This window comes from Chryseobacterium sp. ON_d1, assembly GCF_006829085.1.
Taxonomy (GTDB): domain Bacteria; phylum Bacteroidota; class Bacteroidia; order Flavobacteriales; family Weeksellaceae; genus Chryseobacterium.
This window is the reverse complement of the sequence record NZ_BJTC01000004.1, coordinates 121,540-138,967: the sequence shown is the minus strand read 5'-3', so window position 1 is coordinate 138,967 and position 17,428 is coordinate 121,540. Positions and strand designations below refer to the sequence as shown.

At 39.0% G+C, this 17,428-nt stretch carries 20 protein-coding genes; 7 read left to right on the top strand and 13 right to left on the bottom strand.

Annotation, left to right across the window (positions count from 1 at the left end; translation table 11 throughout):
• The first annotated feature begins 20 nt into the window (after positions 1-20).
• The 5 genes from CRS_RS07830 (at position 21) to CRS_RS07810 (ending at position 4,973) form a co-directional block, all read left to right on the top strand.
• Positions 21-515 (top strand): thioesterase family protein, encoded by a 495-nt coding sequence (locus CRS_RS07830; protein ID WP_041462010.1) that lies wholly within the window; start codon positions 21-23, stop codon positions 513-515.
• 88 nt (positions 516-603) lie between these two features.
• Positions 604-1,656, top strand: a complete 1,053-nt coding sequence (gene thiL, locus CRS_RS07825) for a thiamine-phosphate kinase (protein ID WP_142723505.1) — start codon at positions 604-606, stop codon at positions 1,654-1,656.
• Between the two features lie 98 nt (positions 1,657-1,754).
• Positions 1,755-2,576, top strand: coding sequence for a helix-turn-helix domain-containing protein (locus CRS_RS07820; RefSeq protein ID WP_142723504.1), 822 nt, complete (start codon positions 1,755-1,757; stop codon positions 2,574-2,576).
• A 167-nt stretch (positions 2,577-2,743) separates the two neighbouring features.
• The gene (locus CRS_RS07815; protein ID WP_142723503.1) at positions 2,744-3,979 is read left to right on the top strand and encodes a multidrug effflux MFS transporter; all 1,236 of its coding nucleotides are present in this window, start codon (positions 2,744-2,746) and stop codon (positions 3,977-3,979) included.
• Positions 3,980-4,064: 85 nt separating this feature from the next.
• Positions 4,065-4,973 carry a DUF6268 family outer membrane beta-barrel protein gene (locus CRS_RS07810; protein WP_142723502.1) on the top strand — a complete coding sequence of 303 codons (909 nt, stop codon included), beginning with the start codon at positions 4,065-4,067 and terminating at the stop codon, positions 4,971-4,973.
• Positions 4,974-5,026: 53 nt separating this feature from the next.
• Here CRS_RS07810 and CRS_RS07805 read toward each other — a convergent pair whose 3' ends face one another.
• From CRS_RS07805 to pepT, 7 genes are all read right to left on the bottom strand, one after another.
• On the bottom strand, positions 5,027-5,761 hold the full coding sequence (locus CRS_RS07805) for a LytTR family DNA-binding domain-containing protein (RefSeq protein ID WP_142723501.1): 735 nt from the start codon (positions 5,759-5,761) through the stop codon (positions 5,027-5,029).
• Complete coding sequence (locus CRS_RS07800) at positions 5,751-6,812, bottom strand: sensor histidine kinase (protein WP_142723500.1); 1,062 nt, start codon at positions 6,810-6,812, stop codon at positions 5,751-5,753. Before CRS_RS07800 ends, CRS_RS07805 begins: the two co-directional genes overlap by 11 nt.
• A 78-nt stretch (positions 6,813-6,890) precedes the next feature.
• A complete protein-coding gene (locus tag CRS_RS07795; protein WP_142723499.1) occupies positions 6,891-7,487 on the bottom strand; it encodes a porin family protein in 597 nt (198 codons plus the stop codon).
• Positions 7,488-7,631: 144 nt separating this feature from the next.
• Entirely contained in the window at positions 7,632-7,883 is a 252-nt protein-coding gene (locus CRS_RS07790; RefSeq protein WP_228451206.1) for a hypothetical protein, read from the bottom strand.
• A gap of 164 nt (positions 7,884-8,047) precedes the next feature.
• A complete protein-coding gene (locus CRS_RS07785; RefSeq protein WP_142723497.1) occupies positions 8,048-9,364 on the bottom strand; it encodes a hypothetical protein in 1,317 nt (438 codons plus the stop codon).
• Between the two features lie 155 nt (positions 9,365-9,519).
• The gene (locus tag CRS_RS07780; RefSeq protein WP_142723496.1) at positions 9,520-10,086 is read right to left on the bottom strand and encodes a hypothetical protein; all 567 of its coding nucleotides are present in this window, start codon (positions 10,084-10,086) and stop codon (positions 9,520-9,522) included.
• A gap of 5 nt (positions 10,087-10,091) precedes the next feature.
• Complete coding sequence (gene pepT, locus CRS_RS07775; RefSeq protein ID WP_142723495.1) at positions 10,092-11,339, bottom strand: peptidase T; 1,248 nt, start codon at positions 11,337-11,339, stop codon at positions 10,092-10,094.
• 187 nt (positions 11,340-11,526) lie between these two features.
• Here pepT and CRS_RS07770 point away from each other — a divergent pair, with 187 nt between their 5' ends.
• Both CRS_RS07770 and CRS_RS07765 read left to right on the top strand, forming a co-directional pair.
• Complete coding sequence (locus CRS_RS07770) at positions 11,527-12,375, top strand: hydroxymethylglutaryl-CoA lyase (protein ID WP_142723494.1); 849 nt, start codon at positions 11,527-11,529, stop codon at positions 12,373-12,375.
• A 153-nt stretch (positions 12,376-12,528) separates the two neighbouring features.
• Entirely contained in the window at positions 12,529-13,365 is an 837-nt protein-coding gene (locus CRS_RS07765) for a sulfurtransferase (protein WP_142723493.1), read from the top strand.
• Between the two features lie 59 nt (positions 13,366-13,424).
• Here the strand turns inward: CRS_RS07765 and CRS_RS07760 are convergent, their stop codons facing one another.
• The 6 genes from CRS_RS07760 to CRS_RS07735 all read right to left on the bottom strand — a co-directional run bounded on the left by CRS_RS07760 (position 13,425) and on the right by CRS_RS07735 (position 17,382).
• The gene (locus tag CRS_RS07760; protein WP_002982214.1) at positions 13,425-13,751 is read right to left on the bottom strand and encodes an SUF system Fe-S cluster assembly protein; all 327 of its coding nucleotides are present in this window, start codon (positions 13,749-13,751) and stop codon (positions 13,425-13,427) included.
• Between the two features lie 3 nt (positions 13,752-13,754).
• On the bottom strand, positions 13,755-14,456 hold the full coding sequence (locus tag CRS_RS07755) for a 3'-5' exonuclease (RefSeq protein ID WP_142723492.1): 702 nt from the start codon (positions 14,454-14,456) through the stop codon (positions 13,755-13,757).
• A 16-nt stretch (positions 14,457-14,472) separates the two neighbouring features.
• Positions 14,473-14,820: a tRNA-binding protein gene (locus CRS_RS07750; RefSeq protein ID WP_142723491.1), complete on the bottom strand. Its 348-nt coding sequence runs from the start codon at positions 14,818-14,820 to the stop codon at positions 14,473-14,475.
• Entirely contained in the window at positions 14,817-15,326 is a 510-nt protein-coding gene (locus CRS_RS07745; protein ID WP_142723490.1) for a hypothetical protein, read from the bottom strand. The genes CRS_RS07750 and CRS_RS07745 overlap by 4 nt, the downstream gene beginning before the upstream one ends.
• A gap of 126 nt (positions 15,327-15,452) precedes the next feature.
• The gene (locus CRS_RS07740) at positions 15,453-16,463 is read right to left on the bottom strand and encodes a serine protease (protein WP_142723489.1); all 1,011 of its coding nucleotides are present in this window, start codon (positions 16,461-16,463) and stop codon (positions 15,453-15,455) included.
• Between the two features lie 73 nt (positions 16,464-16,536).
• Positions 16,537-17,382, bottom strand: coding sequence for a caspase family protein (locus CRS_RS07735; protein ID WP_142723488.1), 846 nt, complete (start codon positions 17,380-17,382; stop codon positions 16,537-16,539).
• Positions 17,383-17,428 lie beyond the last annotated feature (46 nt).

The window sequence follows — 17,428 nt, the reverse complement described above, 5'->3', positions numbered from 1 at the left end:
AGACCAAAAACGATTTTCAAATGATTTTCTACCATAAATTTGAAGTGCGATGGAGCGACCTTGATGCCAACAAGCACTTAGCCAACTCATCCTATGTACAGTATTGTGCGCAAGCCAGAATGGCTTTTATGACCAAAGAGAAAATGGGAGTTACCCAGCTGAGCAGATGGGGAATAGGACCGGTGATCCTTCACGAAAGATATTCTTTCTTTAAAGAGATTTATGCTGATCAGACCGTAATCGTAAGTGTGGAAATAGACGGATGTTCAGAAGATTCTTCCATCTACCGTTTCCTGCATAAGTTCTATACTCCGGATGGAGTACACTGTGCTACATCAGAAGCTACAGGGGTATGGATTGATATGATGCTTAGAAAAATGACCACTCCGCCGGATGATGTAGTGGAGGCAATGAATAAATACAAAAGCCCGGAAACAGTGGTGCTGTCGAAAGAAGATTTTAAAAAGCTTCCTTTCCACCCTCATAATATTGACCCGGCAGAACTTACTCAATAACTCAAAGTTTAAAATTCAAAGTTCAATGTTGGAGAAGCCATTTTAAAATCATTCATACTTTTTACATTGGACATTAATACAAAAAATCATGTTTGAAGATAAATCACAGGAACTGACGCCCATCTCAAAATTAGGAGAATTCGGTCTTATTAAACATTTGACGGAGCATTTTCCGCTATCCAATGAATCTTCGGAGCTTGGGGTAGGTGATGATGCGGCAGTGATCAACCCTGACAATAAAAAAGTAGTTCTTACAACAGACGTGCTGGCAGAAGGAGTACATTTTAATCTTGGTTATGTTCCTTTAAAGCATCTGGGGTATAAAGCTGTGGTCGTCAACCTTAGCGATATTGCGGCAATGAACGCAACGCCTACACAGATTCTTGTTTCTCTTGCGGTATCCAACCGTTTTCCGGTGGAAGCTTTGGAAGAGATTTATTCCGGAATTCAGGCGGCATGTACAAGATATAAAGTAGATCTGATAGGGGGAGACACTACAAGCTCCAATTCAGGGCTGGTGATGAGTATTACTGCTGTAGGAATTGAAAATGAAGAAAATATTGTAAAAAGAAGCGGAGCAAAACCCAATGACCTTCTTGTAGTAACCGGAGATCTGGGGGGAGCCTACATGGGCTTGCAGATTCTGGAAAGAGAGCATGCTGTTTATCTTGCCAATCCGAATATGCAGCCGGAAATGGAAGGTTACGACTATATCCTGGAAAGACAGCTGAAACCCGAAGCAAGAACAGACGTTAAAAAAATTCTTGAAGAACTGGATATTAAACCAACTTCTATGATTGATATTTCGGACGGTCTGGCTTCTGAAATCCTTCATCTGTCTGATCGTTCCAATGTAGGTTTCAGATTGTATGAGGAAAAAGTTCCATTGGACAGCCTTACGATTTCTACTGCGGATGAAATGAATTTGAATCCGGTAATGACTGCATTAAGCGGTGGTGAGGATTATGAACTCCTGTTCACAATTTCTCCTAATGATTTTGATAAAATTAAAAATCACCCTGACTTTACTATTATAGGACATGCTGTAGAAAAAGAAGAAGGAAACTTTATGGTGGCAAGAGGATCCAATCAATTGGTAGCTCTTACGGCTCAGGGATGGGATGCTTTTCTAAATCAGTAAAACCGAAAAATTATATTTAATTTTAAATATTGTAAGAAAACCGCAGCACTTTTTTTGCTGTGGTTTTTATTTATAGCTAATTATTTTACAATACAGTGATGATTACACCAGAAAAAGAAATCCCGGTTCACCATCTGACCTCTGAAGAGTTTCAGATGAGTACGCTGAGTGCTGCAGGTCCTGAAAACTTTCATGATGTTCACCGTCATAATTTTTTTGAAATTATCTGGTTCAGGGAAGTGTATGAAAGCAGCCGGTTAGAACTGGATTTTGAAAGCTATAAACTGGAAAATAATCAGATCTGTATCATTGCACCAGGACAGGCTTTTAATATGAAGCTGGAAGGAGAAGAAGGATATGCCATGGCTATCAGCAGGGAAATTTTCAACGAAGCATGTGATATAGAATCAGTACTCACAGGAGGAGAGCTTCCCTTTCTTTTAGATCCGGAAAAAGAAAAGACCTGTATGACCATTATATCTCTGATGGAGAATGAATACAAAACCAAAGCAAGAACGGAACTCTTAAAGGCCTATCTGAAAGCATTCTGTATCATCATCGGGGAGCAGATTATTCCTCAGGAGCCTTTACAGAATGACCGTCAGCGCATTCAGGAGCTGGTGGGACTTATTGATAAACACTATATAATGCATAAGGAAACGGGTTTTTATGCTGATCAGTTAAAGATAAGTACCCATCACCTTAATGATATTGTGCGTCTTTTGAGAGGAACGACCGTAAAAAAAATGATTTCCCAGCGTCTTATCCTGGAGGCCAAAAGAGAGCTTAGTTTCGGAGCCCTCACGGTGAAGGAAATTGCTTTCAGACTTGGCTTTAACGATGCTTCATATTTTTCAAGGTTTTTCAAGAAACATACAGGCCAAACTCCCGACTGTTTTAAGAATAATGAAAAAAAATAATCTTCAATATTTACTCTGATATTAGGCTTAAATTAATGTTTTTCATTTGTTATTATATTTAAATCTTCAGTTTGTCCTATACTTCCTTCAGTTCTTTTATTGAAAGACTATACTTTTTACAGCAATTTTGCAGCTGAAAAACCGCCTGCGAAGGCTTATCGTTATTTATGAAGAAGAATTTAAGTATTGTAGTGTTTATTCTTGCACTGCTCAACACGCTGGAGTCGCTAAGTATAGATCTTTATCTTCCTGCTTTCCCAAGTATGGCGAAGATTTTTAATACCGATATAGGACATATTCAGGTATCTATTTCTGTGTTTTTTGCCGGGTTTGCATTCGGGCAGTTATTATGGGGACCTTTATCTGATAAAAAAGGAAGAAAACCCATGTTGTATTGCGGGCTTTTGCTTTTTATGATTGGGGCAACGGCGATCTATTTCACTTCAGATATTTATGTATTATGGGCAATGCGTTTTCTCCAGGCGTTCGGAGGAAGTGCAGGAATTGTCATCGGAAGAGCTATTATTATTGACCTGTATGATAAACACAAAGCGGTCACTATCTTTTCACAGCAGTCACAGATCAGTGGGATTGCTCCTATTGTTGCTCCCTTACTGGGAAGTGTATTCCTTAAACTCTGGGGCTGGAACAGTTCTTTTGCCTTCTTATGCATCATGGGGCTGATTACATTTTTTATGGTCTATAAGTATATTCCGGAAACCAATACCAGAGTCAGTCTTCCTGATGATGAGATATTGGATGAAAAAGGACTAAAAGACCAGCTGAAAATGATCATTTCCAACAGAGACTTTATTAACAGTACAATGGTAGGAAGCATTGCTTTTGCCTCCTTGATTATTTATATCTCGAATGCTCCGTTTTTATTCATGGAAATTCACGGTTTTTCGAGCAGCGTGTTCAGTTTTATTTTTGCTTTCAATTCATTGGCATTGATAACAGCTGCTTATATTACACCTAAACTGATTAAAAGAATAAGCAATTCAACACTTTTATTTGCTGCTACAGTCATTTTACTGGGGGTATGTACACTTCACATACTGATTGCGGCTGAAAACCTTTCTGTAGCACTGGAAATTGCAATGCTTTATCTGTCATTACTGGCTATCGGTATCTTGTTTCCGATTACGTCAGCCCATGCGCTTTCCCCATTTAAAGAAGGAAGAGGGACGGCAGCTGCGTTACTGGGTTTTATGCAGCTGATGGTTACATTTTTAATGTCAGCATTGCTGGGCTTTTTAGAAGCAGATTCTATAATCCCGATGGTGGTAACCCGTTCTGCAATGGCATTGATCGCGGTGTGGTTCGGATATCGTATTTTTAAGACCCAGAAAAAGGAAAGCTTACATACACAATCTTCCACAGAAACTAATCCTGCTATTTGATCCTGTTGTCATACAATCCGGGCACTTAATCAAGTAATTTTTGTAAAAAATAGTCAAAGGGTTCTCTTTGCATAAAATTTAAAATATGAAAAGAACCCTTTCGGCAGCTCTATGCTGTATAGTGCCATTAGGATACTGGGTGAATGCACAGTCCGGGCTCTCCGCAGAACTTAAAACTGAATATATCCCAGCTTCCAATTATATCCGCCCGGAAGACAGTACAAAGACCAATTCCAAAAGTGATTTTAAAAGAGTGGATCTGAATCTCAGTATTCCGTTATCTGTAAAAAAAGATAACGATGGGAAAGTAAGGTCATGGTCTATGCTGCTGAGCGGATCTTACGCAAGGATGACACACAAAAATTACGAAACCCAGCTTTTTCCGGATCAGATGCTGAATGCACAGGTCGGAATACAGCATATGAGACCTTTGGGCAAAAAGTGGAGCATGATGATGACAGCGTCTGTAGGAGTATATACAGATCTTGAAAACGTAAATTTCGATGATGTACTGGGGCAGGGAGGTCTTTTATTTATAAGACATTTTAATCCTAATCTTTCATTAGGAGGAGGGCCTGTCCTTACAACCGCTTTTGGCATTCCTATGATTTTACCGTGGATTTATTTCGACTGGAAAACAAACGGAAAAATTAAATTCAATATCAATTTCCCGCAAGGTATGGAGGCAGGTTATCTGTTTTCAGACAAATTTGCTTTAAAGGCTGTTGTAGAACTGAACGGAATGACGGCAGAGAGAAATATAAACGGAAAATCGATGCTGTTAGGTTATCAGCAGATCACCGCAGGGCTCAGACCGGAATTAAAAATCAATGAGAGGCTTACAGTGCGTCTTACCGGAGGAACTGCTATATTGAGAAGTTTCAGCGAAAATGACCGGAAAATCAGCAGTATTTTCAGAGACAAGAAAATAGCTGATCCAAGATTTTCGAGTACATTTTACGCAGCAGTGTCATTACGCTGGAACCTGCCATAAAAAACAGCCGGAAACAGGGAGTTATTACATTCCCCGTTTCCGGCTTCTTTCAGTTACTTACTGATTAATTTCTTATATACCACCTGATTAAGCAATTCTTCTTTGCGGGTCCGGGAAATGGGGAGCTCAATTTTATTAATAAAAAGGCGTCCTCCGGAGATCATATCGATATGGGTAATATTGATAAGGTAAGATTTATGAATCCTGAAAAAATGCTCTGAAGGAAGTGATTCTTCAATAGCTTTCATCGTCTGGTGAATGATCAGCGATTTATCTTTAAAATGAAGCTTGGTGTAATTCTGCATGCTTTCAATATACAGAATGTCAACCCATGAAACTTTAATGAAAGTATCAGACTGTCTTACATACAGAAAAGGATCGTCCAGAGGTGTATTCTTTTTTGATTTTTCACTGATGATAAACTGCTGCTGAGCTTTATTCACAGCCTGGTAAAAACGGTTGAACGCTATGGGCTTTAAAAGATAATCTGCAACCTGCAGGCGGAACCCTTCCAACGCATATTCTGAGTAAGCTGTGGTAAGGATACATAAAGGAGGGTTTTCAAGCTGTTCCAGAAACTCCAGGCCGGAAAGATAAGGCATATTGATATCCAGGAAAAGAAGGTCTATTTCACTCTCCTTTACCTTCGCATCGGCTTCTAATGCTGTTGCGCATGTGCCTTCAACGGATAAGAAGTCAATCTGACCGGCCAGTTCTTTAAGATGGAACCTTGCCAGAGGCTCATCATCAATAATCAGGCATTTCATTTTAGGAATATTATTGTTCATGACTGTCAGATAGTGTTAGCGTTAAAGTAATTTTAAATATTTGATCACCTGTTTCAATATCCAGATCATGGCAGTCCGGATATTGTAATTTCAGCCGTTTTTTTACATTTTGAAGACCAATTCCGCCCGTTCCGTCCTTCTTTTTATAGGTTGCCCTATCTGAGTAGGAATTTTCCACATAAAAATAGAGCTGACTGTCTTTTTCTCTGCATGAGATTTTCACGTACCCTTTATGCCCAGGAAGTCTGCACACATATTTAAACGCATTTTCGATAAAGGGCACCAGCAGTAAAGGAGCAATGAATGACTTTCTGTTATCAATCTCCCAGATGGCCTTTACATCTAACTCATTTCCCCATCTCAGCTTTTCTACCTCAACAAGATTTTGAAGATATTCAATTTCTTTATCCAGAGGAACCATAGGCTGATTACAATGATACAGCTGATACCGGAGAATATCTGAAAATTTCATCAGCAAAAAATCGGCAAGCTGGGTATCCGTTTTCATTAGAATATGGATATGATTCAGAATATTGAACACTACATGCGGATTGATCTGATCCTGTAAAAGCTTGAGCTGGTTTTCCAGATGGGCCTGCTGCAGGAGTATATGATCCCGCTCTATTCTTCCATGTTCTTTATAAAATTTTATTCCGCACGCTGCCCCATTAATCAGAAACGAGGCAGGCAGGGACATATAAAAGCCCTGCCACAAAATGGGTAGCTGATCTCTGAAGTTCTTGGGAAGCTGCTCTTTGGGGGCAAATTCAAGATAGGTGAAGATAAAAGAAAATACCAGACTGAGCATGAAAATGACAAGTACCGCCTGTACCAGGAACCGTTTCATTTTCTTTTCCAGAAGGGCTTTCGGCAGAAATTTATTCGTTAAAAAATGAGTCAGTATAAAAGAGAATCCTGCAATAATCGCTGCCTGGGTCATCGCAAGATATTTTTCTGTTGTACTCTGGAAGTTAAACCACAATACAATGGCCAGTACAAGCCAGAAAATAAAAGTAAATATATATTCTTTTAAAACAAAAGATTTTGTCATGGAATAGGAAATAGATTGATAAAAAAATTAGAAACTGCAGGGAAAACAGTTTCTAATGGTAAAGATAATTTAAGTTTTTCAGAACAGAAAATACCCTATTCCGAGGGAAAAGCTGTTGGGTTTGGACTTAAATTCTTTACTGATGCTTGAAAGACCTGCCTCATATCTCAGGTCTGCTGTAAAATTCTTATAATCTATCCCAACACCTCCTGTAATTCCGATATTGGATTTATCAAATTTTTTAAAACCTTCCTGAAGCGCCTGAGAAGCAGATAAATTATTATTAAAGGCATAGCTGTAAACGCCACCGGCAAATACCCTTACATTAAAATCATCTGTTTTGATCAATTTATATCCTGCCACGACCGGGATATCAATAGCGTTCCAGGAAAGCTTTGAAGAGCTTCCGTCTTGGGATTGGTATGATGTTTTTCTTTTGTTGAACAGTGCTTCTCCCTGTACATAAAGTTTTCCGATATCCAGCCTTGTCATTACTCCTGCCTGATAACCGAATCCGTATTTCCCTTCCAGGGAAGAAGATTCCGTTGAGGTTTTTGTAAAATTTGCCCCTCCCTTTACTCCAATGTGAAAAGCCGGAGTCTGCTGTGCTTTAATTTCTGTAGTGCAGTTGATGCATAATACGAGTGTGCTCAGCGCTAAAAATTGCTGCTTCATAATAATTGTTGTTAAAAATCTGTTGCAAAACAACAGCTATGAAGCCAGGAATTAAATTTTATTTGATGAATGGCAGAGATGTTTTGACAAGGACCTGTTTCCTGATGAAAATAAAAATCGGAAGTGCTGCTTCCGACTCTATCATTAATAAGGCTGTTCTTCACAAATGGAAGGAGGAATGCATCCGCCAGTGCCTCCGCCACCGGGATTTCCACCCCCACCAACAGCGATGCACTGTCCGGGAGTTCCGTCCTCATACATTTCACAGGCTTTCCCCCAGGCACATTCACAGTCACTCTGGCAGTTATAGGAATCTCCACCCATATGGCACTCATTTCCTCCACTGCCCAGAATTGTAGATAAATCTTTTCTCAAAAGTTTTTTCATTGTTTTCATGATAATTTGGTATTAATGTTATCGTTTAAAATTGTACATCTTTGTAAATATAGTAAAATTGGCTTAATGAATTGTAAATGAATTATATGTGTTGGCTGTTGTAAACAATTGGAAACCGCTTTTAAAGCGGTTTCCGATATTCATATTCAGTAAAGAGTTCTGTCTTAGAAGATGAAATCTTTTTGATACAGCATATATTCTTTTTTGAAAAGTGGAATAGTACCTTCATATCTTAAAGGAGCAATTCCAAAACCGTAGAACATATCAGCCTGAATTTTAGCTTTTAAATCAAGAATCCCTTTTCTTTGTGGAATAAGCTGCAGCCCTAAAGAAGGAGAAATACCTGCTCTGCCTCTTAGCCCTGAGTTGGCAAGATTCACTGTCAGAAACTGCAGTCCTACAGATCCTTTTGCTTCTATACCGATCTCTGCGTTTACATTTCCACTTAAATCCGTGATTCCAAACCCTGCATTTTTATTAATGTCTATATGGATCTGTGGATTTTTTCCTACCAGAAAATTAGCGTGTCCACTAACGTCAAACAGTTTTAAATGAGCGGTACCTGCTGTCCCTATTCCTACATATGGACCGGCAGATAGTGAGGGACCGATGATAAGGCCGGTTGGCCCTAAAACAATTGGAATAATAGGGATGCTTATAAAATCGGTAGAGCTTACAGTATACCCTAAATTTCCCTGAATACTGGCAGTAGATTCTAACTGAATATCATCCATAATGAAATTCACAGAAAAATCTGACAAATGTCCCCATGAGAAAGAAATATGGTAATCTATCTTTGGCGTAAATCCTCCTTTTACATTAACTCCCGGAGTAACCCCTACAGGTCCCACCTGCTGGCTTAAAGAAAAGGTTCTGTCAAAATTGAACCGGGGCAGAGATACCAATTTCTGATTGGCTGCATTCCTGTTTTCTATGGAATTGATACGTTCTGTTAACTCCTGAGAAACAAAGCCATCTACAGGAACGTAGTTGGCCATTTTTCCGTTGATACTTACAGGTGTCTTATCAGAAGGATTATAAACCCCGCTCAGCGTTCCGCTATAGATGAATTCTTCAAGCTTTGCACTGGAAGTTTGCACGGTAAAACGATTGTTTGTTTTGGAAACAGCATTTACTTTTGAAAGGATGGTATTCACCTGATCGCCTTCTATCTTGGTTCCTACAAGAACAGTTCCTATTGAAATACTGTCTGTTTGTGGTGTCATACGGCTGAACGTAATTTCTCCGTTATTATGAGTGGAAATTGCATTAACCGATTCGTCATTCAGAATAATAACATTCTTCTGTAAGGTCAGATTTCCCAAAGTCTTCATTGGAGCAGACTCCGTCGGATTTTCAACAGGTGGATCCGTCGGATCATCCTGAGAACAAGAGGCTAAAATAAACAAACAGAAAATAGATAAAAGAAAAGAGAAATAAAATTTCCTGTTAATCTTGAAGTAATTAGATTTCATTTTCATAAGCGTTGATTTTATGTTTCTTCCTAATTTAGACGAATTATTTAAGGCTTACAAAAGAATCATATTAAATTACTGTTACTAACATAATGATTTTCAGCAATATTTGGAAAAAAAGGTAAAAGGAAACCCGCTGTTTTCGCAGCGGGCTTTCTCTACTATTTTTTAAAATTCAATGCCAAAGAAATTGAAACGCTGGAAGAGACAGGTTTTCCTTTGTCTTCTGCCGGTTTCCACTTGCCTTTATCTTTAATACGGTAAAAGGCAGCTTCAATGAATGCATTGACATCTTCATTATTCCCTTTTACCTGAGGATAAAGGGCATTCCCTTTAGAGTCCACAACAAAGGTCATTGTTGCTTTATAAGTATCTGAAGAAAAGTTCAGAAAATCAAGGTCTACAGCCTCATATATAAGCTTTTGAAAAGCAGCCTTCCCTTTATCATATTCAGCTTCCTTCGTAAGTTTCTTTTTTACAGGAGGATCTGCGGCGATCATTTTCTGATCATCAAGAGAAGCTTTGTCTAAAGCAGTCTTATAAGCCGTTATCTTATCCTCTGTCAAAAGCCATTCTTTCTTGGTTCTTAAATCATTAGGCTTAGGATATTTATTATACAGAGCCGTTTTCTTTCTTTCATAGCGTGAATCTGCCCTCTGAAATTCAGAAACCTGGGCACCGCCGAAAATAAAAGCGAAAATGAATACTGATGCTAAGACCTTTTTCATGATGATTAAGCTTTTACAATATTAATAATAACTTCCGTCGCTTTTTCCATACTTTCCAGAGCAACATACTCATATGGCCCATGGAAGTTGATTCCTCCCGCAAAGATATTAGGGCATGGAAGTCCCATATAAGAAAGCTGTGCTCCGTCTGTACCTCCTCTGATCGCCTTGATCTTAGGCTCAATACCCGCTTCGGTCATTGCCTTTGCTGCAAGATCTACAATATGCATTTTGCCTTCAAACTGCTGCTTCATGTTTCTGTACTGTTCTTTGATCTCCACTTCAGCAGTTCCTTCACCATGCTTTTGATTGAATTCAGCTACTTTTTCTTCCATGAATTTCTTTCTGGCTTCAAATTTATCTGCATCGTGATCACGGATGATGTATTGAAGTTTAGCTTCAGAGATATCAGCTGTAATATCCATCAAATGATAGAATCCGTCAAAACCTTTTGTGGTTGCAGGAGTTTCATTAGCAGGAAGCATCTGGGCGAACTCTGCAGCTAAAAGAGCGGCATTAATCATTTTTCCGTAAGCATAACCCGGGTGAACACTTAATCCATGGATTTTTACCACCGCTCCGGCAGCATTAAAGTTCTCATATTCCAATTCTCCAACTTCTCCACCATCCATAGTATAAGCCCATTCTGCACCAAATTTAGCAACATCAAATTTATGTGCACCTCTTCCAATCTCCTCATCCGGGGTAAATCCTATAGCGATTCTTCCATGTTTAATTTCAGGGTGGGCAATAAGATATTCAGCAGCTGTTACAATTTCTGCGCAGCCAGATTTATCATCAGCACCAAGAAGTGTATTTCCGTCAGTAGTAATTAAAGTCTGACCGACATATTTTTTTAAACTTTCAAATCTTGAAGGAGATAAGGTGAATCCTGTCGTCTGATTCAGCAGAAGATCGTTCCCGTCATAATTTTCCCAAACCTGAGGTCTTACATTTTCTCCGCTGAAGTCCGGTGAAGTATCATAATGTGAAATAAATCCGATGGTAGGCCTGTCATCATTTTCCAGATTAGAAGGAACATAGCCCATGATATAACCGTTACTGTCTATAGAAACGTTTTCAAGACCAATAGTCTTCAGTTCTTCAGTAATATAGTTGGCAATATCCCACTGGCGTTCAGTAGAAGGTGTTGTTTCACTTTCTGCGTCGCTGGTTGAATATATTTTTACATAGCTAAGAAAACGGTTCAGTAATTTTTCTTTCCACAATGGGTTGAATTCTATTGTACTCATCAGATATCATAAATTTTAACAAAGTTAGCAAATTTGATGCTGAGAATACGTTATTTGCGATTTAATATCAGTTATCGAAATTATAAATCAGATATAAAAGTTTGAAAATCAAAATAGTGTTAGCTTTGTATGTGCAGTATACTAAATAGTTTAGTTTTATTATATTTGAGAAAATCAAAAAGTAACAATGTTTCTTACCGAATGTCCTAGAGATGCTATGCAGGGATGGGGAGAATTTATCCCTACCAATAAAAAAATCGATTATATCAACTCCTTGATGGATGTTGGATTTGATGTATTGGATTGTCTGAGCTTTGTTTCCCCGAAAGCGATTCCGCAGATGGCGGATTCTAATGAGGTGGCGGAGAATATTGATAAATCACGTTCCAAAACGAAAGTTTCTGCAATCATTGGTAATTACAGAGGTGCCGAAAAAGCATTAAAACACCAGTCGGTAGATATTCTGGGTTTTCCGTTTTCTATTTCTGAAACTTTTCAGCATAGAAATACCAATAAAAGTCAGGAAGAAGCTTTTAATGAAATCATTAAAATGCTTGATCTGGTGAAGAGTGAAGGGAAACAGCTTAATATTTATTTTTCGATGGCTTTTGGAAATCCATACGGTGAAATGTGGAAATGGGAAGACGTTGACCAATGGGCTCAGCGATTTTCAGACATTGGGGTGAAAGATATTTTACTGTCAGATACAACAGGCGTGGCAACGCCGGAAACCATTGCGCTTTTATTTGAAAAGATACCTGCAAAATACCCTGAAATTAATTTCGGAGGCCATTTTCATAACCGTTATGAAGATTCCTATTCGAAATTAAAAGCAGCTTACGACCAAGGCTGCAGAAGATTTGACAGCGCCATCAAAGGTATCGGAGGATGTCCTATGGCGAAAGATGATCTTGTAGGAAATATGCCTACAGAACAGGTGATCAACTTTATGAGCGTGGAAAAAGCAGAACATAAGCTGAATCTGCTGAACTTTGAAAGCTCATATAACAAAGCAAAGGATATTTTTCATTTTTAAGAATAGTACATCTCACAGAAAAAAGAAATCTGTTTATATTTCAAAATATGCGAGAAAAAAAATATTAATAAGAGCGGGCTTTAGCCCGCTTTACTATATTAAAAATACAATAGGCTTTAGCCAAAACATATTAATTAAATCAAAATCTCCAAAATGGCACCAATAATTTCACCATCCGAACTCAAAAATATTCCAGCAGAAAATCTTATTATTCTTGATGCAAGAACCGGAAAAGATGTAAAACAGAATTATCTTGATAAACATATTAAAGGAGCCAGATTCATAGATCTGGACAAAGATCTGGCAGAGATTGGAGAAAATGCGGCTTTTGGAGGCAGACATCCTCTTCCTTCTGTAGAAAAGTTTGCAGAAACACTTTCAGATCTTGGAATATCAGAAGAAGCTCATCTTGTTGTATATGATGACAAAAACGCTTCAAATGCAGCTGCGAGAGCATGGTGGATGCTAAGGTCTTTCGGATTTGAAAAAGTTCAGGTCCTGGATGGTGGAATGCAGGCGGCGGAAAAAGCGGGCATAGAATTCTCTTCAGGAGAAGAGAAATTTGATAAAGCGTCTTTAATTCAAAAAGAGCAATGGCTTCTTCCGGTTTCAAGTCTGGAAATTGTTGAAAATGAATTGGAAAACGATTCTTCTACAGTTGTTGATGTAAGAGATGCTTATCGCTATAAAGGAGAATCTGAACCGATAGATCTGGTTGCCGGGCACATTCCGGGGGCTGTTAATATTCCTTTTTCTGAAAATCTTGATGAAAACGGAAACTTTCTGAGTCCGGAAGCTTTAAAAGAAAAATATAGCAGATTATTAAAAAATAAACCTGGGCATCTGATCATTCACTGTGGGTCAGGAGTTACCGCCTGTCATACGATTTTAGCTCTGGACTATGCAGGATTTCCGGTTCCGGATCTGTATGTAGGCTCATGGAGTGAATGGAGCAGGAGAGAAGGAAAAGAAATTGCAAAAGATATTTAAAAATAAAAACCCCGAAGAAATAAATTACTTTTCGGGGTTTTATATTGTTAAGTGAATCATTAAAGCATTCCTAATTCAAACTTCGCCTCTTCACTCATCATATCCTTATTCCAGCTCGGTTCGAAAGTAAGCTCTAAATCTACACTTTTTACATGCTCTACCTCAGATACTTTGTCTTTTACCTCCTGTGGAAGTGTTTCCGCAACAGGACAGTTAGGAGTAGTAAGTGTCATGATAATTTTTACATCAGCATCATCGGAGATCTGGACATCATAAATCAGTCCTAATTCGTAAATATCTACCGGAATTTCGGGGTCATATACGGTTTTCAGCACACCAATGATTTCCTCACCAATGTCAGCAATTTGATCGTCTGTAAATTTCATTTTTTAATCTAGATTGATATTCCTTTTCAACAAATCTTCCTGACGCATGCGCCGGAAAATATTTGCCAAAGTTAAGACATCTTTTTCACAATAGTCAACAATTCTCTGCAAGTCTTTTTCTATGTAGTAAATTGATGAAACCATTGAGCCGTCTATATCATCTTTAGGGGTAGGAATTCCAAAGACATGAGCCAGTAATTCAAGCGATACAAAGCTCTTGTAATCCCCGAATTTCCAAAGTTCCATCGTATCTATATGAGGAATTTCCCAGGGCTTTTTTCCAAACATCTGAAAGGGAGCCGGGGGCTGCATTCCATTGATGAGGTATCTTCGGGCGATCCATGGAAAATCAAACTCTTTTCCGTTATGGGCACAGAGAATGACGTTGTAAAGCCTTGGACTGTTGAAAATTTCTCCAAATTCCTGGAGTATTTTCTTTTCATCGTGTCCTGAAAAGCTTTTTATTTTTAATGTTTCATTTTTTTCCAGCATTCCGATACTGATGCAGATGATCTTTCCAAATTCGGCCATAATACCGGCCCTTTCATAAAATTCTTCTGCCGTGGCATCTTCTTTTCTCTGGAATTTTGTTTTTTTATCCCAGAGATACTGATCGGTTTCGGATAAGTCATCCCACGACCCGGCCTGTGGAACGGTCTCAATATCAAGGAATAAAACTCTTTCTAAGGGTATGGTCTGTATCATATGTGCTGTGCTGTATTTATCCTACCTGCATTCCGTTTTTTGTAGGTAATGAAGGGGTTAAAAGGGTAACATCTTTTTTGTCTTCACCATATAATCCCAATACAAGACATTCGCTGAAGAAATTGGCAATCTGTTTTTTAGGAAAATTCACCACTGCTAAAATCTGTTTTCCTATCAGTTCATCTTTTGTATAAAGAGAAGTAATCTGTGCAGATGATTTTCTGATTCCAAGATCTCCGAAATCTATTTCCAGCTGGTAGGATGGGTTTCTTGCTTTTTCAAAATCTTTCACTGAAATGATGGTTCCGCATCTGATGTCTATTTTTTCAAAATCTGCCCAGGTGATATCTGGTTTTACTGTCATGGCAATTCGTTAATTAAATGTTCAACTTCTGTTTTCTGTTCTGCATATTTTTGCTGTAGTACCGAACCTTCGCCCATTCTCCTGTAATATTCCAGGGCTTTTCCTCCGAAGAATTTTTTATGAAAATCCGAAACCTCGGGAATCTGAGGGAAAACTTTGTGAAAAAGCATTTCATAATACGCCTGAAATTCTCTTTCATTTTTGTCTTCAATGACCTGCCCGGGAGCTTTCTGTCTTACGTGGAGCATTTCGTGGGCAACCATATTTAAGACAAGGTTCAGATCAAAATCAAATAAATTTCTTGGGATCATTACGGTTTGTGGCCCTCCCAGATCACCCTCTGCCGTAAGAAGCATAGAGGTAGGAGAAAGCTCTTCCCTGAAACCAAATCCTGCAAAGTTTTCATGTTCCAGATTAAAAGAATGGATCAGGTATTTTGCTGCATCCAGAATCTGGTTATGTTCCTTATAAGCCTCAAGGTGTAAGTTGATCTGCTCGAAATTCATCTGAAATATGTTTTAAACAAATGTATTAAAATATTGAGAATACTGACTCAATTGGTCATATATTTTAGTTTATATCAAAAAGCCCACCCCGAAAGGCAGGCTAAAGATTTAAACTAAAAAAATAAATTAAGGATGCTCATTTCTCGCTCTGATGACCAGATTGACTAAATCTGAGCCGCCACTTGCAAAATTATCGCTTGGATTATGCGCGCTTTGAGTCGCCACAGCATACGGAGAGCCGTCCCAATATCCCCAAAAAGGACCTCCGCTTTGTCCAGGCCATATATCTGCTTTATGGCTCATGCTTTCGTTGTCATCAGCACTCCAGAAATCTCCATCCAGGGCAATACCGGTTTGGTAGGTAGGTCTTTGGGTTCCTGTAAGGTCTCCCGGATATCCTGCATGGGTCCAGTAAGCTCCTCCATCCCAGGAATCAGAATAGGATTTTGAGCCTAACCAGCCTGTGCTGTTTCCAATAGGCCTGTCCAATACAATTACTACATAATCATATTGTATTTCTGTTGAATCAATAGTAGGGCCAGCCACTTTATACTTGTAATAGGTTAAGGTGCCCCAGGCAGTTCCGTAAGGAGCGCTTCCGTTGTAATACATAGGAATGAATTTCAGCCATCCTGTAGTATTATTAGGCTGCCAGTCTACAATATGGGAGCAGGTAAGAAGGTGTCTTGGCCCGATCATCACACCGCTTCCTGAACCTAAAGAACTTTCCACTCTGCCGACACATCTCCATGGATAGGCTGTAGAATTGTATACCTTTCTCTGATCGGCTCCAAAAATGGTTCTTGCATTTTCCGGAGTCAGGAAAGAGTCTCTGTCAATGAATTTTGGTTTACGGTCTCTTTTCGGTTCCAGTTTTGGACTGTATTCAAAATCAGCATGGGTAGGGTAAAAATGATCGGTTTCCAGAGTCCTGTTTTCTGCTGTTTTCTCGTCCATGGGCATTCCTATGGTTTTCATTCCCTTAGGGAAAGTTCTTCCGTTAATAGTTTCCATGGCAGGAGCCTGTTTAAATAGCTTTTCAATTGTTTCCGGTTTTTCAGCCGATTTTGCTTTAACCGTTCTGAGTCTTAACACTTCTTCAGCGGTCATTGGGTTGTTGTTTTCGATTTTTGACATGATTATTATTTTTAATCTGGTATATTCCTACTCTTTTAATGGCTTTTCGGATTCCGCCGGTCATGATTATCAGTTAAGTAAATATTTTCTGAGAAAATTCTGTGGTCATGCTTTCAGTCTGGTTGATCTGGGCAGCTCCCATAGCGGCCAGTGCAACAGCTACCTGTTTATCAAGTGTTTTTCGGACGATATTCCCATTGGTCGCCCGCAGGATTTTACAGAAGTGATAGGTGAAATAGCCCCGTATCTGTCCGCTGATATTACCTTCCATTGAAACCTGATTATCTTTTGCTGCAGCCCATAGCGTATGGTTCATTCCGGAAACAGGGACGAGAGCTTTCGTAAGAACAGTTGATTTTTTTACATTTTTAGCAGCCCCGATTTCACTGGCATAGGTCAGATAGAATTCGTCCTCAAGCATGGGGGGAATATAACGGGCCGTTTCGTTGAGAAGGTCAGTTTCCAGGCCCAGATCCATTTTTCTGGTTCCTGTTCCGGAATAACAGCAGTCAAAGATCACTTCCATATTGACCCCTGCTTTCAGTTTGTCAAGAACCGCTTTAAAGTCGTCATCACGAATGACACCGGCATTGGCATAATCGTGCGGACAGATGGCTTCATCCAAACCATCAAGCTCAAGATCTGACCCAATATTAGCTACTCTGGTTCCGTGCCCTGAATAATAAAAAACAAGAGAATCACCTTTTACACTTGTGCTGATCATGGATTTCAGATAATTCAGGATATTCGCTCTTGTAGCATTTTGATTGGTCAGGATTTTAATCTTTGCCGGACTAAAACCGCAGATGACCAATGTGTTGGCCATATCCCTTGCATCATTTACACAGCCATTAAGGTCCGGACCTCCGTATCCGATAGGTGCGTAATCATTAATACCTACGATAAGTGCTTTTTTCATTGTATTAGTTTTAAAAAATATTCCCTACTCTGTTCCGGCTTTTCGG

What these genes read in the sequence shown, in the direction of transcription:
- CRS_RS07800 (WP_142723500.1), bottom strand. Translation starts at nt 6,812, where the DNA reads ATGACAAAATCTTTTGTTTTAAAAGAATATATATTTACTTTTATTTTC.
- CRS_RS07810 (WP_142723502.1), top strand. Translation starts at nt 4,065, where the DNA reads ATGAAAAGAACCCTTTCGGCAGCTCTATGCTGTATAGTGCCATTAGGA.
- CRS_RS07745 (WP_142723490.1), bottom strand. Translation starts at nt 15,326, where the DNA reads ATGAATTTCGAGCAGATCAACTTACACCTTGAGGCTTATAAGGAACAT.
- thiL (WP_142723505.1), top strand. Translation starts at nt 604, where the DNA reads ATGTTTGAAGATAAATCACAGGAACTGACGCCCATCTCAAAATTAGGA.
- CRS_RS07785 (WP_142723497.1), bottom strand. Translation starts at nt 9,364, where the DNA reads ATGAAAATGAAATCTAATTACTTCAAGATTAACAGGAAATTTTATTTC.
- CRS_RS07765 (WP_142723493.1), top strand. Translation starts at nt 12,529, where the DNA reads ATGGCACCAATAATTTCACCATCCGAACTCAAAAATATTCCAGCAGAA.
- CRS_RS07790 (WP_228451206.1), bottom strand. Translation starts at nt 7,883, where the DNA reads ATGAAAACAATGAAAAAACTTTTGAGAAAAGATTTATCTACAATTCTG.
- CRS_RS07780 (WP_142723496.1), bottom strand. Translation starts at nt 10,086, where the DNA reads ATGAAAAAGGTCTTAGCATCAGTATTCATTTTCGCTTTTATTTTCGGC.
- CRS_RS07750 (WP_142723491.1), bottom strand. Translation starts at nt 14,820, where the DNA reads ATGACAGTAAAACCAGATATCACCTGGGCAGATTTTGAAAAAATAGAC.
- CRS_RS07760 (WP_002982214.1), bottom strand. Translation starts at nt 13,751, where the DNA reads ATGAAATTTACAGACGATCAAATTGCTGACATTGGTGAGGAAATCATT.
- pepT (WP_142723495.1), bottom strand. Translation starts at nt 11,339, where the DNA reads ATGAGTACAATAGAATTCAACCCATTGTGGAAAGAAAAATTACTGAAC.
- CRS_RS07820 (WP_142723504.1), top strand. Translation starts at nt 1,755, where the DNA reads ATGATTACACCAGAAAAAGAAATCCCGGTTCACCATCTGACCTCTGAA.
- CRS_RS07795 (WP_142723499.1), bottom strand. Translation starts at nt 7,487, where the DNA reads ATGAAGCAGCAATTTTTAGCGCTGAGCACACTCGTATTATGCATCAAC.
- CRS_RS07735 (WP_142723488.1), bottom strand. Translation starts at nt 17,382, where the DNA reads ATGAAAAAAGCACTTATCGTAGGTATTAATGATTACGCACCTATCGGA.
- CRS_RS07770 (WP_142723494.1), top strand. Translation starts at nt 11,527, where the DNA reads ATGTTTCTTACCGAATGTCCTAGAGATGCTATGCAGGGATGGGGAGAA.
- CRS_RS07830 (WP_041462010.1), top strand. Translation starts at nt 21, where the DNA reads ATGATTTTCTACCATAAATTTGAAGTGCGATGGAGCGACCTTGATGCC.
- CRS_RS07805 (WP_142723501.1), bottom strand. Translation starts at nt 5,761, where the DNA reads ATGAACAATAATATTCCTAAAATGAAATGCCTGATTATTGATGATGAG.
- CRS_RS07815 (WP_142723503.1), top strand. Translation starts at nt 2,744, where the DNA reads ATGAAGAAGAATTTAAGTATTGTAGTGTTTATTCTTGCACTGCTCAAC.
- CRS_RS07755 (WP_142723492.1), bottom strand. Translation starts at nt 14,456, where the DNA reads ATGATACAGACCATACCCTTAGAAAGAGTTTTATTCCTTGATATTGAG.
- CRS_RS07740 (WP_142723489.1), bottom strand. Translation starts at nt 16,463, where the DNA reads ATGTCAAAAATCGAAAACAACAACCCAATGACCGCTGAAGAAGTGTTA.